A 14,378-nucleotide genomic window follows, 5' to 3' on the forward strand; every position below is an offset into this window, starting at 1 on the left:
CACGAATGTAAGCCGGCCCCGCCCGGTTTTGCTGTACCCACACAGAAAAAGCATTCGCAGAATAAGCAATCACCTCTGGAGGAGTCACCATGAATCGTCTTACAAGCCGGCTCGGTTGGGCTGCGCTTTCGCTGGCGGGCGCCATTGCGCTCGCCTATGTCGCGTTGAATCGCGGCGAGTCCATCAACGCGGTCTGGGTCGTCGTCGCCGCTGTCTGCGTCTACCTGATCGCCTACCGCTTCTACAGCCTGTACATCGCCGACAAGGTGATGAGCCTGGACCCGCGCCGCCAGACCCCGGCCTACAAATACAACGACGGCCTGGATTTCGTGCCGACCAACCGCTACGTGCTGTTCGGCCACCACTTCGCCGCGATCGCCGGCGCCGGCCCGCTCGTCGGTCCCGTGCTGGCGGCCCAGATGGGCTACCTGCCGGGCATGCTGTGGATCCTGGCCGGCGTCGTGTTCGCCGGCGCGGTGCAGGACTTCATGGTGCTGTTCCTGTCGATGCGCCGCGACGGCCGCTCGCTGGGCGACCTGATCAAGTCCGAAATGGGCGAGATCCCGGGCGTCATCGCGCTGTTCGGCACCTTCATGATCATGGTGATCATCCTGGCCGTGCTGGCGCTGATCGTCGTGAAGGCGCTGACCAACTCGCCGTGGGGCTCGTTCACCGTGATGGCCACCATCCCGATCGCGCTGTTCATGGGCGTCTACTCGCGATACATCCGCGTCGGCCGCATCGGAGAAGTCTCGCTGATCGGCTTCGTGCTGCTGATGCTCGCCATCGTCGGCGGCCAGTGGGTGCATGACTCGCCGACCTGGGGCCCGATGTTCACCTTCACCGGCGTGCAGCTGACCTGGATGCTGATCGGCTACGGCTTCGTCGCCTCCGTGATCCCCGTGTGGCTGCTGCTGGCGCCGCGCGACTACCTGTCGACCTTCCTGAAGATCGGTACCATCGCCGCGCTGGCGCTGGGCATCGTGTTCGTGGCGCCGCACATGCAGATGCCGTCGATCACCCGCTTCATCGACGGCACCGGCCCGGCCTGGTCGGGCAGCCTGTTCCCCTTCCTGTTCATCACCATCGCCTGCGGCGCCGTGTCCGGCTTCCACGCGCTGATCTCGTCCGGCACCACGCCGAAGATGATCGAGAACGAAAGCCATGCCCGCTTCATCGGCTACGGCGGCATGCTGATGGAATCCTTCGTCGCCATCATGGCGCTCGTCGCGGCATCGACCATCGATCCGGGCGTCTACTTCGCGATGAACAGCCCGGCCGCCGTGCTCGGCACCACCGCGCAGAGCGCCGCCGCGGCCGTGTCCAACTGGGGCTTCGTGATCACCCCCGACCAGCTGACCCAGCTCGCCAAGGACGTCGGCGAGAACACCATCATCTCGCGCGCCGGCGGCGCCCCGACCCTGGCGGTCGGCATGGCCCACATCCTGTCGAACGTGGTTGGCGGCAAGACCATGATGGCCTTCTGGTACCACTTCGCGATCCTGTTCGAGGCCCTGTTCATCCTGACCGCGGTGGATGCGGGCACGCGCGCCGGCCGCTTCATGCTGCAGGACCTGCTGGGCGCCTTCGCCCCGGCCTTCAAGAAGACCGAGTCGCTGCCGGCCAACCTGATCGCCACCGGCCTGTGCGTGGCTGCCTGGGGCTATTTCCTGTACCAGGGCGTGGTCGATCCGCTGGGCGGCATCAACACCCTGTGGCCGCTGTTCGGCATCGCCAACCAGATGCTGGCCGGTATCGCGCTGACCCTGGGCACCGTCGTGCTGTTCAAGATGAAGCGCGCCCAGTACGCCTGGGTCACCATCGTGCCGACCATCTGGCTGCTGATCTGCACCCTGACCGCCGGCTGGCAGAAGATCTTTCATGAGAACGTCAAGATCGGTTTCGTCTCGCATGCGAAGAAATTCCAGGCCGCCCTCGACCAGGGCCAGGTGCTGGCGCCGGCCAAGAGCCTGGACCAGATGAGCCGCGTGATCTTCAACGACTATGTCGACGCCACCCTGTGCGGCTTCTTCATGTTCGTGGTGATCGCCGTGCTGGTGTTCGGCATCCGTACCGCCCTGCGCGCGAACAGGGAAGCGCGTCCGACGGTCAAGGAAACCCCGTTTGTGCCGGTCGAGCCGGCGGTCGAGGCTTAATCATGTTCAGCACGCTCGCACAGGCGGGCCGCTACCTCGGGCAAAGCATGCGCCTGATGGTCGGCCTGCCGGAATACGATACCTATGTGGCCCACATGGAAAAGACCCATCCCGGTCAGCCCATCATGAGCTACGAAGAGTTTTTCCGCGAGCGCCAGCAGGCCCGCTACGGCAACGGCAAGCGCGGCGGCTGTTGCTGACGTCCTTGCTGACGCCCGTGTAATGCCAAGGAAGGGACGCCACTGTGCGTCCCTTTTTTATTCCTCTCCCTCTGCCCTGCCCCGCGGTCTTGATACGCGACAAAGGCGGCGCACACCCGCTCCCCTATAGTCCCTTCTTGCGGGAAAGCTCTTTCCCTGAAGACTAGGCCCGACTATGCCGACATTCGAGCGTTCCAGCCTGAGCCAGAAACTGACGACCATGTGCCTGCTGTCGGCCGGCTGTGCATTGCTGGTCGCCTACGCCGCCTTCGCGACGACCACGGTGACCGAGCATCGCCGCAACGAAGCCGCGGAACTGAGCGCCCTGGCCCAGGTGCTGGCGCGCAGCAGCCAGGATGCCCTGCAGTTCAACGACCGCAAGCTGGCGGCCCAGATCCTGTCCGCGGCCCAGGAAAGGCCTGCCCTCGAGGCCGCCGTGCTGTACGACGGCAACGGCCGTCCCTTCGCCTCCTGGCGTGCGGACGGCAGCCGCGGCGCCCAGCCCGACAGCCTGCCCGAGCTCGGCCGCGACGCGCTGGAGGAAGCTACGCGCGCCGCCAGCCGCCCCTGGCTGCCGAGCATGCGCGTCTACCGCCAGGTACCCGCGGGCCCCGGCGGCGAGGCGGCCGGCGCCGTCATGGTCGAGGCCGACCAGCTGCCGGTATGGCTGGGCATGGCGCGCGGGATGGGCGTGATGGCGGCGGCGCTGGCCAGCGCCATGCTGGTGGCCTGGGTGCTGGCGCGGCGGATCCGGCGCAGCATCGCCGACCCGATCGCCAAGCTGATCAACACGGCGCAGAAGGTCGCCGCCAGCCAGAACTACACGCTGCGCATCGCCCACCAGCGCAACGACGAACTGGGCACGCTGATCGACAGCTTCAACAATATGCTGGCCCAGGTGGAGGGCCGCGGCCAGGCCCTGACCCACCACCGCGACGAGCTCGAGCGCCAGGTCTCGGTGCGCACCGAGCAGCTGGAAAAGGCCAAGAACGCGGCCGAGGCGGCCAGCCGCGCGAAGAGTGCCTTCCTGGCCACCATGAGCCACGAGATCCGCACCCCGATGAACGGCGTGCTGGGGATGGCCGAAATGCTGCTCGGCACCGAGCTGACCGAGACCCAGCGCAACTACACCCAGCTGGTCAAGCAGTCGGGCGAGCACCTGCTGGTGATCATCAACGACATCCTCGACTTCTCGAAGATCGAGGCCGGCAAGCTCACCGTCGAGTACATCAACTTCAACCTGTGGGACTTGCTGGACGACATCCACACGGTCTATACGCCGCAGGCCGAGGGCAAGGGCATCGCCATGCACTTCGACATCGCCAACGACATCCCGGTGGCGATCTGCGGCGACCCGAACCGCCTGCGCCAGATCATGGCCAACCTGCTGGGCAATGCGATCAAGTTCACCAATGAAGGGCTGATCCTGGCCAGGGTGCGCATCGCCAGCGAGGACAACCAGGCCGTGATGCTGCGCTTCGAGGTGCACGACACCGGCATCGGCATCTCGCGCGAAGCCCGCGGGCGCCTGTTCGAGGCCTTCTCCCAGGCCGACGATTCGACCACCCGCAAGTTCGGCGGCACCGGGCTCGGGCTGGCGATCTCGAAGCAGCTGGTCGAGCTGATGGGCGGCTCGATCGGGGTCGAGCACGCGCGCCCGCAAGGCTCGGTGTTCTGGTTCACGGTGGCCTTCGACAAGCGCCGCGTCGATCCGGATGCGCCGGGCGACCACCAGCACACCATCGACGGTCTGCGCGTGCTGGTGGTCGACGAGAGCGAGAGCAGCCGCGTGGGCCTGGAGCGCCACCTGGCCGCCTGGCGCGTCGAATGCGACGGCGCCGACAGCGCCGACGAAGCGCTCGAGCGCCTGCACGACGCGGCGCGCGCCGGCCAGCCCTACGACGCCGCCATCCTCGACATGGAACTCGAACAGGCCAGCGGCCTGCTGCTGGCGGCCGGCATCAAGCTTGATCCCATGACCCGCGCCACGCGCGTGATCCTGCTGTCTCCGGAAAAGCTGGCGGCCGATCCGGTCCAGCGGCGCGAGGCCGGGGTGGCCAGCGGCCGCGCGCCCGCCGCGTGCTGGTGGCCGAGGACAACCCGGTCAACGTCGAAGTGGCGCGCGCCATGCTCGAGAGCCTGGAGCTGAGCGTCGACTGCGCGCGCAACGGCGAGGAGGCCCTGCACATGCTCCGCGAGGGCAAGTACGACTGCGTGCTGATGGATTGCCAGATGCCGGTGATGGACGGTTTTGCCGCCACCGCCGCGATGCGCCGCGAGGAGCGCGAAGCCGGGCGCGGACGAGTGCTGCCCATCATCGCGATCACCGCCAACGCGCTGCAGGGCGACCGCGAAGCCTGCCTGGCGGCCGGCATGGACGATTACCTGTCCAAGCCCTTCGCCCAGCAGGAACTGGCCGCCGTGATCGGCCGCTGGATGGCGCTGCCGATGGCCGCCACCGTGCACCACGACGACGAGCCGCCGCGCCTGCCGCGCGCCTCGGTCGAGGTGATCCAGCGCGACGTCATCAACCGCGTGGCGCTGGAAAAGATCCGCATGCTGTCGCGCGAGCGCGGCGACGCCCTGGTGCAGAAGGTCATCAACGCCTACGTCGACGACACCCCGCAGCAGCTGAGTACCCTGCGCCGCGCGATCGACGGCATGGACACCGGCAACGTGCGGCGCATCGCCCACACCCTCAAATCCGCCAGCGCGAACGTCGGCGCCGAAGCCCTCGCCGCCCTGTGCAAGGAGATGGAACATCTCGGCCGCGCCGACACCACAGAAGGCGCGGATTCCCTCCTGAATAACATGGAACAGGAGTTCCAGGCCGTCCGCGACTCGCTCAACGCCATCCTTGAGAAGGAAACCTGACATGGCAGCCCCCTGCTCCAAACCACGCGCGAACAGCCGCGGCGTCGTGCTGGTCGCCGACGACGATCCGGTGATGCGCCTCCTGATGCTCGAGATGCTGGAGGGCGTCAACCTCGACGCCATCGAGGCCGAGGACGGCGCCCAGGCCGTGAAGGTCGCGCGCGACTGCTCGCCCGACCTGATCCTGATGGACGTCGAGATGCCGCGCATGGACGGCTTCGCCGCCTGCCGCGCGATCCGCGACCTCGAAAACGGCGCCAGCGTGCCGATCGTGATGGTCACCGGCGGCGACGACCTGGAAGCCGTCACCAACGCCTACGAGGCCGGCGCCACCGACTTCGTCTCCAAGCCGATCRACTGGCCCATCCTCGGCCACCGGGTGCTGTACGTGCTGCGCGCCAGCGACGCCATCGTCCGCCTGCGCATCGCCGATGCCCAGAACCGCGCGGTGCTGGCGGCGATCCCGGACACCTTCTTCCGCATGAACGGCGGCGGCATCTACCTCGACTATGAACCGGGGCGTACGGGCAGCCGGCGGGAGAATCCGGGCCGCGAGCGGCCGGGCGAGAGCGAGGCCGTCGCGGCCGACGAATGCGTGGGAAAGCACATCAGCGAGGTACTGCCGCGCGAGATCGCCGAACGCATGCTGGAACAGGTCGAGGTCGCGCTGCGGATCCAGCAGGTGCGCTCGGTCGAGTATGAACTGATCCGCTTCGGCCAGGCCCAGCACTTCGAGGCGCGCCTGGTCGCCACCGGGCCCAACGAGGTGCTGGGACTAGTGCGCGACATCAGCGAACGCAAGCGCGCCGAAGAGCAGATTCGCCGCCTGGCCTATTGCGACAGCCTGACCGGCATCCCGAACCGCCAGGCTTTCCTGGAAATGCTGGAGCGCGAGCTGCAGCGCTCGAAGATCGGCAACAAGAAGTTCGCCGTGCTCTTCATGGACCTGGACGCCTTCAAGCGCATCAACGACACCCTCGGCCACAATGTCGGCGACCAGCTGCTGCAGCAGGTCTCGGACCGCCTGCGCGAGACCATCCGCCCGAGCGACCTGCTGTCGCGCGGCGATTCCCTCACCCGCGACGGCGAGCCGCGCCAGAGCACCAACCTGGCCCGCCTGGGCGGCGACGAATTCACGATCCTGATCCCGGACCTCGACCGCGTCGAGCACGCGCTGAACGTGGCCCACCGCGTGAAGGATGCGATGCGCCGCCCCTTCATCATCGAGGGCAACGAGATCTTCGTGACCGCTTCGATCGGCATCTCGCTCTTCCCCGAGGACGGCGACGACTGCAATTCGCTGCTGAAGTACGCCGACACCGCGATGTACCACGCCAAGAACTGCGGCAAGAACAACGCCAAGCTGTACTCGTCCTCGCTGACCATGCAGATCATGAGCCACGTGAAGCTGGAAGTCGGCTTGCGCAAGGCGCTGCAGAACGACGAGCTGTATCTGCTCTACCAGCCGCAGCTGGACGTGCGCTCGTCCGAGATCGTCGGCGTCGAGGCCCTGGTGCGCTGGCGCCATGCCGAGCGCGGCGTGGTCTCGCCCACCGAGTTCATTCCGCTGGCCGAGGAGACCGGCCTGATCGTCCCGATCGGCGAATGGGTGCTGCGCACCGCCTGCAGCCAGGCGCGCGCCTGGCAGAAGCTGACCCGGCGTTCGGTGCGCATGGCGGTGAACCTGTCGGCCAAGCAGTTCAAGGACGAGAACCTGAGCCAGATCGTGCTGTCGGCCCTGCACGACACCGGCCTCGATCCGCGCCTGCTGGAACTCGAACTGACCGAGGGCACGCTGATGGACGACGCCAAGGCGACCATGGCCACCCTGGAGCAGCTGCGCGGCATCGGCGTGTACCTGTCGATCGACGACTTCGGCACCGGCTATTCGTCGATGAACTACCTGAAGCGCTTCGACGTGCGGGCGCTGAAGATCGACCGCAGCTTCATCAGCGGCCTGCCCCAGGATTCCGAGAACGCGGCCATCACCCGCGCCATCATCGCGATGGCGCACGGGCTCAAGATGGTGGTGGTGGCCGAGGGCGTCGAGACCGGCGAGCAGCTGGTGCTGCTGGAGGAATACGGCTGCGACCTGGTGCAGGGCTTCTACCTGGGGCGGCCGGCGCCGGCGGATACCGTTACCGGGATGCTGCAGTCGCTTTGGGTGCCGGTGGGCGCCAAATAGCGTAGGGTCGGCGCTCCCTGCCCACGCGTGGGCTCGGAGTGTCCACCCTACCTCGAAAACAGCAGGGTATGCACAGCAGGCCCCGGCAACAGCGGCGTCGGCGTCCCCTTCACCCAATCCTCATGCCCGCGCAGGAACCAGGGCGACAGCGGATGCCCGCTCTGCCCGCCCGGCATGTCGTACAGGCCCTCTTCCTCGCGTCCCGGCGACACCGTCAGCCGCTCCGACTGGCCGAACTTCGGTCCCGCCACGCGCGGCATGTTGGCGTCGCCCGGCAGCTGGTCGGGCGGCACGGCCAGCCAGCGCTTCAGGAAAGGCAGGGCCATGCTGATCGGATGCGCGATCGCGGCCGTATTGCGCTGGCCCCAGGTGGCCTGCGCCAGCGGCGTGCCGTCCTTCGTCACTTCGAGAATGGCGCGGTCGACGGCGGCCAGCTGCAGGTCCTGCCAGCTGGCGTAGCCCGGCGGCAGCCAGGCCGCCGGACGCTCGTCCAGCAGGCGCTCCAGCATCGCCGGCCAGCGTGAGGTGGCGACCACCATGCTGGCCTTCGGGTCGAGCTTTTCCATTTCGGCGTTGGCGCCGGCGAACACCAGCTCATACAGCGACCAGCGGAACTGCTGCGCCAGGCGGTAGCCGACCGACGCCGTACTGGCATGCCCGTCCCAGCTGTCCTTCAGCAGGCGGCGGAACTCGGCACGGCCGGCATGACCGGCGACGGCACGGTCGTCGAGCGCCCTCAGCAGGCGGTCGCGCCAGCCGGCCACGTACAGGGCGCGGTCGTCGAGCGCGGCGCGGAAGACGGCCGGGACGTCGGTCTTGTCGCCGAGCCGGCGCACGCCGTCGCGCAACTGGCTCGCGCGGGCGCCGAGGTCGAAACCGCCGTCGCCGAGCAGCTGGGCGTCCGGGCCGGACAGCTGGCGGCTGTTGGCCGTCACCAGCTGGCCGCCGGGCGGATTCACCACGCGCGGATGCGCGGCCGGCGCCAGCAGCTCGCGCCAGGTCGGCGCGGCGCCCTCTCCTGCCAACGGGAACGACACCGCCAGCCCGCGGCCCGCCTCGTCCCGGCGCGGCAGCGCGCCGGCCACGGTCCAGCCGATGTTGCCGTGGTCGTCGCCGGCGACGATGTTCTGGGCCGGGATGCCGTCGGCGGCGCCGGCGGCCAGGGCTTCGTCCAGCGTGGTCGACGATTCCAGCTTCAGGTGTTCCAGGTTCAGCGCCTGCGGCGAATGCGCGACCCAGTGGACGGCATACAGCGTGCCGCCGGCTTCTCGGATCGGGCCCAGGCTGGTCTCGCGCACGCTCAGGCGTTCCGGCGCCTGGCCTTTGACGAGGATGGTTTCGACGTGCTCGGCCGGCGTCTCCCAGCCGGCAGGCAGGCGCACCTGGCCGGCATGGTCGCCGTCGGTGTCGAGGCGGACCAGGTCGAGCGTGTCGGCATAGCTGTTGGTGAAGGCCCAGGCCACGTGGCCGTTGCTGCCGACGATGACCAGCGGCGGCGCGCCCGGCAGGCTGACGCCGACCACGCGCCGCTGTGCTCCCTGCGCATCGGGGAAGCGCAGCGCCAGCCGGTACCAGATGTTCGGCAGCTGCAGGCCGAGGTGCATGTCGTCGGAGACGATCGCCGCGCCGCTGCTGCTGCGCGAGCCGGCCAGCGCGTAGTTATTGCTGCCGACCGAATCGACGAAGCCGACGCCGGCCAGCTGGCGCGGCGGCACCGCCTCCTTGCGGCCCCACCAGGCCGGCGCGGTGGCGGGAATCGCGGCCGGCGCCAGCGATAGCGCAGGCGCATCCAGCGGCGCATCCCACTGGCTGGCCTCGGGCAGCAGGAAGGCGCGCTGGGCCGGGTCGAGATTGCGGGCCAGCCAGCCGCGCGCCAGCTCGCGCGCTTCCTGATTGCCCTGCAGGTCGAAGTACATGGCCCACACCACCAGCAGGGAATCGGCCGCCGTCCACGGCCGCGGCGCGGCGCCGGTCAGCGCATATTCGAAGGGCCGTGCGCCGAGCGCGTTCACGCCGTCGTTGACGCCGGCCGCGTAGCGCTCGAGGAAGGCGCGCTCCTGCGGCCCCAGGCGCGCCAGCACCTCGGCGGCGCGGGCGCGGAAGCGGTGCAGGCGGTGGGAACGGTCGAGCGGCAGGGCTTTCGGTCCGAACAGCTCGGCCAGTTCGCCGGCGGCGCTGCGGCGCAGCAGGTCCATCTGGAAGAAGCGTTCCTGGGCGTGCACGAAACCGGTCGCATAGGCCAGGTCGAGGCGGTTGGCGCCGCTGATGGTCGGCACGCCGTTGGCGTCGCGCGCCACTGTTACCGAGCCGGACAGGAGCGGCGAGGTGCGCTTGCCGTCGAGCTGGGCGAGGCTGGCGCGCAGGAACAGCCAGCCCCCGAGCACGGCCAGTGCCAGCAGCGCCACGAGCAGCAGCCCAAGCCGCCGCGTCCAGATCAGCCATGCCCGTCGTGCCATCCCCGTCTCCCTCGCAAAACGAGCATCTTGCCAGAAAACCACTACCGCTGCGCGTGAAGCAGGCATTCGACGTGCATTGGCGCTGTCCGCCAGCCTGCGCTATTCTGATGCAAGGCGCATGGCGCCGTCGACATGGAGGTCCTATGTCATCATTTTCAGTTGCTGGCGTGCTTTGCCTCGCCATCGCCGCCTCAGGCTGCACGACGCCGCAGGAACGGGCCGCGCAGAAACAGGCCGAGGCCGCAAACATGATCACCGTCTACGGCCCCGCTTGCGCGCGGCTGGGCTATGCGCCCGATTCCGATCCCTGGCGCAACTGCATCGTGAACCTCAGCACGAAGGACGATCTGCAGCGCTATGGACCGTCCCCGGGCTATTACGCGGGCTGGGGTCCCGGCCACTGGCGTGGAGGCGGCTATTGGGGTCCGTACTGGTAAGCGGCAGCTCGCCGGCCAGGCGCTTCGCGCACTCGGCCTTGGTGACGGCGCTGCGCCGCGCCAGCAGGCGTTCCAGCGCACGCTGGGTGTGCCGCACCAGCTCGGGATAGCGCGCGTCCGGCGGATGCAGGCTGAAGCGCACCAGCGGCCCGTCCGCCAGCAGCGCGGCGGTGGCGTCGGCCACCCGCGGCGACAGCCAGCGGCCGCTGCGGTTGCGCGCCGCGTACACCATCGATGGCGATTTCACGACCGGGCCATTCCGCAGGCAGTGGAAGTGGCTGAAGGTGGTGGTATAGGCGAACGGCGATTCGCGCAGCGCATGCCAGGCGCCCTCGCCCAGCAGCCAGGCCGGCGGCACGAAGCCGGCCGGGGTCCAGCCGCGCTCGCGGAACCAGTCCAGGCCGAGTTCGAGCCGGCGGCGCGCCTCGTCGTAGTCGAGCGCGGCGAATTCGCCTTCGCGCCGCGTGTACACGTTGCGCAGGAAACGCGCGCGCAGGCCGCCGCGCCTGGCTTCGGTGTCGAGGTGGCTGTAGCCGTGCAGCGCCAGCTCGTCGCCGCGCGCCAGCGCCGCATCCAGGGCCGCCTCCATTGCGGGCGAGCGCTCGGGGCGGAAGTGATAGTGCGGCACCACCAGCCAGGTCAGCGGGATGTCGGCCACCGCGCGGATCGCCTGCACCAGGCGCAGGCAGTCGGGCCAGGTGGCGGGCGCGACGTCGTGGATCGACACGCACAGCATGCCCGGTTTGGTATTGTCCGGCGCTTCAGTCGGTAACACAGATACGCTCCGGTTCGCGCTGGACGGGCTGGTAGCCGCCCAGCAGCACGTCGTAGCGGCCCAGCACCTGGGGCAGGATCTGGTCCCAGTCGTAGCGCTCCACCGCCTTGCGGCGCGCCGCCTGCCCCATGCGGACCATGTCGCGCCAGTAGATGGCTTCGATCGCTTCGGCGAGGCTGGCGACGCTGTCCGGCTTGGCCAGGATGCCTGTTTCCCGGTCGACCAGCTCGGCCACGCCGCCACGGTTGGTGCCGACGACCGGCAGGCCGCAGGCCATGGCTTCGAGCACGATCAGGCCGAAGGTCTCGCAGTCGCCCGGATGGGCCAGCACGTCGCAGCTGGCCAGCAGGCGGGCGAGCTGGCGCTGGTCGCGCTGGAAAGGAATGATGGTGAGGTTGTTCGCGCGCGGCAACTCGTCACCGCTGCCGACCAGTACCAGGTGGTAGCGCCCGCCCAGTTTGCGTGCCGCCTCGATCAGCACGTGCAGCTTCTTTTCCGGCGTGAAGCGGCCGGCGTAGACCAGCAGGCGGGTGTCGGGATCCAGGCCGAGCTGTTCGCGCAGGGTCTCTTGCTGGGCCTCGTCCTCGCGCAGCGGTTGGAAGACGCGCGAATCGATGCCCAGCGGCTGCTGGACGGCGCCGTGCACGCCGATGGACTCCAGATGCTCGACCATCACCCGGCTGGGCGCCAGCACCAGGTCGAACTGGCGGTAGAGATTGGCGAGGTAGCGGCAGGTGCCGTGCGCGATCCAGCGGCCCAGGCGCGGACGCACCAGGCGCGGCAGGTCCGAGTGGTAGAAGGCGACCGCGGGCACGTCATGGCGTTTGCGCATGCGCAGCGCGGCCCAGGCGCAGTGGCCGGCATCGCCCGCCTCGACCAGGTCGGGCTTGACCGCTTCCAGCAGGCGCGCCGCGCGCGATACCGACAGCGGCATGCGGAAACCGTGGAAGCCCGGCACGTTGGCGGCGGGAATGCGCACCAGCGGCGGCAGCGAATCGTCGCAGGTTTCGACGTTGGAACTGAGGATGGTGTGCTGGACGCGGCCGCGGCGCGCCAGCCAGCGCGCCTTGGCATTCAGGTAGGTGCTGACGCCGCCTCCTTCGGCCGCGTAAAACATCGTGATGTCGACGAGGTGCATGCTCGATTCCGGTCAAACTCCGGTCAAATGAGGCCTTGGCCCGCTAGCCCAAGGGCGCCGGCGGCCTCATGCATCGGCCCTGGCGGTCCCTTGTGGGAGGCTCATTATGCACTTCGCCTGTCGAGCATGGCGCGCGCAATCGTGCCCGCGTCCACATACTCGAGTTCGCCTCCTACGGGAACCCCGCGCGCCAGGCGGCTGACCTTCAGCCCACGCGCTTTCAGCATTTCGCTGATGTAATGGGCGGTGGCCTCGCCCTCGTTGGTGAAATTGGTGGCCAGCACGACTTCGTTGACGATGCCGTCGGTGGCGCGGCCGACCAGCTTTTCCAGGTGCAGGTCGCGCGGGCCGATCCCGTCCAGCGGCGACAGCCGGCCCATCAGCACGAAGTACAGTCCCTTGTAGGTCAGGGTCTGCTCGATCATCAGCTGGTCGGCCGGGGTCTCGACCACGCACAGCAGCGCATGGTCGCGCTCGGGGTCGGCGCACAGTTCGCAGACCTCGAGCTCGGAAAAGGTATTGCACATGGCGCAGTGGTGCACCGCCTCGACCGCCTGGTAAAGGGCGCGCGACAGCATGGCGGCGCCTTCGCGGTCGTGCTGCAGCAGGTGGAAGGCCATGCGCTGCGCCGACTTCGGCCCGACGCCCGGCAGGCGGCGCAGGGCCTCGGTCAGGAAGTCGAGCGATTTGGACATGATGGTGATCCGGATGTGCCCGCGCTCAGGCAGCGCGGTAGGCGGCCAGCGGCTCCGCCGTCATGACGGGAACGAATTCGGTGATCTCGTAGTGCGCCACCCCGGCCTGCTGGAAGGGATCCTCGCGCAGCACGTCCTCGAGCTCGGCGCGGCTGGCGGCCTGGGCCACGATCACGCCGCCGTCGCGCGGCACCTTGCGGCCCGACATCAGGAACAGGCCGCGCGCATACTGCTTGTCGAGGAAGGCGCAGTGCGCCGCCAGGAGTTCGTCGATGCGCGCCAGCGGCGCCGTATAGTGCAGGGAGACGATGAACATCAGAACGGCATCTTGAAGCCCGGCGGGATCGGCAGGCCGGCGGTCAGGCCGCTCATCTTTTCCTGGGTCGTCGCTTCGGCCTTGCGGATCGCGTCGTTGAAGGCGGCCGCGACCAGGTCTTCCAGCATGTCGCGGTCGTCGCCCAGCAGCGAAGGATCGATCGTGACGCGCTTGACGTCGTTCTTGCAGGTCATGACCACCTTGACCATGCCGGCGCCCGACTGGCCTTCGACTTCGACCAGAGCCAGCTGGTCCTGCGCCTTCTTCATATTGTCCTGCATGGCCTGGACCTGCTTCATCATGCCTGCGAGCTGGTTTTTCATCATGGTGGTGTTCTCCAAAAAAGTCGGGTGAAACGAAAAAGTGGTGAAGACCCGGTCAAGTACCGATCGGACGTACCGAGCCCGGCACCACGAAGGCGTCGAAAGTCTGCTCGAGGGCCTGGATGAAGGGATCGGCGCCGACGGTTTCCTCGGCCTCGCGCTGCAACTGCTCGCGGCGGACCCTGGCTTCGACGCTGGCGGTGTACCAGACCGGGCCGATCTCGGTATCGATGTTCACGCGCACCGCCGGGAAGCATTCCTGCAGGGCCGCGCACAGCTTCTCGCTGTTGCCGCTGGCGCGCAGGGTATCGACCGGCACGCGCAGGCGGAAATTGGCCGACGAGCCGTCCGAGGCACAGCTGACCAGCTCGGTCTGGAAGGCCAGCTGCTGGGCCACGCCGCGCAGCGGCAGCGAGGCGGCCAGCGCCGGCCAGTTGCCATCCCAGCCGATCTCCGGCACCGGCGTGACCACGTAAGGATGCGGCGGCGCGCTCGGCGCCTGGACCCGCGCGGCCGGCGGCGCGCTGACCGCGGCCGGGGCCTCGGCGGCGACCGCGGTGTCGTCGGAAAATTCGGTGACCCAGGACGGCGGCTCGTCGTCGGCCACTGCCTGTTCATAGCCCTGGGATGCCTGTGCGGGCGCCTGGGCGGCCGGCTGAGGCTGGGCCTGGCGCATGGCCGGCTGTGGCTGGGCGACGGCTTGCGGCTGCGGGCGCGCGGCCGGCTGGTCCCATGGGGCCGGTGCGGACGGACGCGCGGCCGGCGCGGGCGCGGCGCTGGCCATCGGCGCCGGTCCGGGCGCAGGTGCCGGGACGGGAGCGGG

The 14,378-nt window shown here is 68.8% G+C and carries 11 protein-coding genes and 1 pseudogene; 5 read left to right on the forward strand and 7 right to left on the reverse strand.

Translation table 11 applies throughout. From position 1 onward, the window contains the following. Positions 1-89 precede the first annotated feature (89 nt). The 5 genes from AC1DIX_RS19560 to AC1DIX_RS19580 all read left to right on the forward strand — a co-directional run bounded on the left by AC1DIX_RS19560 (position 90) and on the right by AC1DIX_RS19580 (position 7,415). Positions 90-2,156 (forward strand): carbon starvation CstA family protein, encoded by a 2,067-nt coding sequence (locus tag AC1DIX_RS19560; RefSeq protein ID WP_477326643.1) that lies wholly within the window; start codon positions 90-92, stop codon positions 2,154-2,156. Between the two features lie 2 nt (positions 2,157-2,158). Beyond that, complete coding sequence (locus AC1DIX_RS19565) at positions 2,159-2,356, forward strand: YbdD/YjiX family protein (protein WP_435574093.1); 198 nt, start codon at positions 2,159-2,161, stop codon at positions 2,354-2,356. A gap of 175 nt (positions 2,357-2,531) precedes the next feature. Then, a complete protein-coding gene (locus AC1DIX_RS19570; RefSeq protein WP_477326645.1) occupies positions 2,532-4,505 on the forward strand; it encodes an ATP-binding protein in 1,974 nt (657 codons plus the stop codon). After that, positions 4,442-5,230, forward strand: a complete 789-nt coding sequence (locus AC1DIX_RS19575) for a response regulator (RefSeq protein WP_477326647.1) — start codon at positions 4,442-4,444, stop codon at positions 5,228-5,230. Before AC1DIX_RS19570 ends, AC1DIX_RS19575 begins: the two co-directional genes overlap by 64 nt. 1 nt (position 5,231) lies before the next feature. Further along, positions 5,232-7,415, forward strand: a complete 2,184-nt coding sequence (locus tag AC1DIX_RS19580; RefSeq protein WP_477326649.1) for a putative bifunctional diguanylate cyclase/phosphodiesterase — start codon at positions 5,232-5,234, stop codon at positions 7,413-7,415. A 47-nt stretch (positions 7,416-7,462) separates the two neighbouring features. On the opposite strand, the gene AC1DIX_RS19585 is transcribed toward AC1DIX_RS19580, so the two are convergent. The 7 genes and pseudogenes from AC1DIX_RS19585 to AC1DIX_RS19615 all read right to left on the reverse strand — a co-directional run. Then, positions 7,463-9,871: a penicillin acylase family protein gene (locus AC1DIX_RS19585; RefSeq protein ID WP_477326651.1), complete on the reverse strand. Its 2,409-nt coding sequence runs from the start codon at positions 9,869-9,871 to the stop codon at positions 7,463-7,465. Positions 9,872-10,201: 330 nt separating this feature from the next. Further along, complete coding sequence (locus AC1DIX_RS19590; protein WP_477326652.1) at positions 10,202-11,083, reverse strand: DUF2334 domain-containing protein; 882 nt, start codon at positions 11,081-11,083, stop codon at positions 10,202-10,204. After that, positions 11,070-12,221: a glycosyltransferase gene (locus tag AC1DIX_RS19595; RefSeq protein ID WP_477326654.1), complete on the reverse strand. Its 1,152-nt coding sequence runs from the start codon at positions 12,219-12,221 to the stop codon at positions 11,070-11,072. The genes AC1DIX_RS19590 and AC1DIX_RS19595 overlap by 14 nt, the downstream gene beginning before the upstream one ends. Before the next feature lie 104 nt (positions 12,222-12,325). Beyond that, the gene (gene recR, locus AC1DIX_RS19600) at positions 12,326-12,916 is read right to left on the reverse strand and encodes a recombination mediator RecR (protein WP_442124704.1); all 591 of its coding nucleotides are present in this window, start codon (positions 12,914-12,916) and stop codon (positions 12,326-12,328) included. 25 nt (positions 12,917-12,941) lie between these two features. Beyond that, a complete protein-coding gene (locus AC1DIX_RS19605; RefSeq protein WP_442124705.1) occupies positions 12,942-13,232 on the reverse strand; it encodes a YciI family protein in 291 nt (96 codons plus the stop codon). Continuing rightward, positions 13,232-13,558: a YbaB/EbfC family nucleoid-associated protein gene (locus AC1DIX_RS19610; protein WP_442124706.1), complete on the reverse strand. Its 327-nt coding sequence runs from the start codon at positions 13,556-13,558 to the stop codon at positions 13,232-13,234. Before AC1DIX_RS19610 ends, AC1DIX_RS19605 begins: the two co-directional genes overlap by 1 nt. A 52-nt stretch (positions 13,559-13,610) precedes the next feature. Beyond that, positions 13,611-14,378 (reverse strand): annotated as a pseudogene (locus AC1DIX_RS19615) (DNA polymerase III subunit gamma/tau); the annotation flags it as partial.

Source organism: Massilia sp. 05N420 (genome assembly GCF_056397205.1).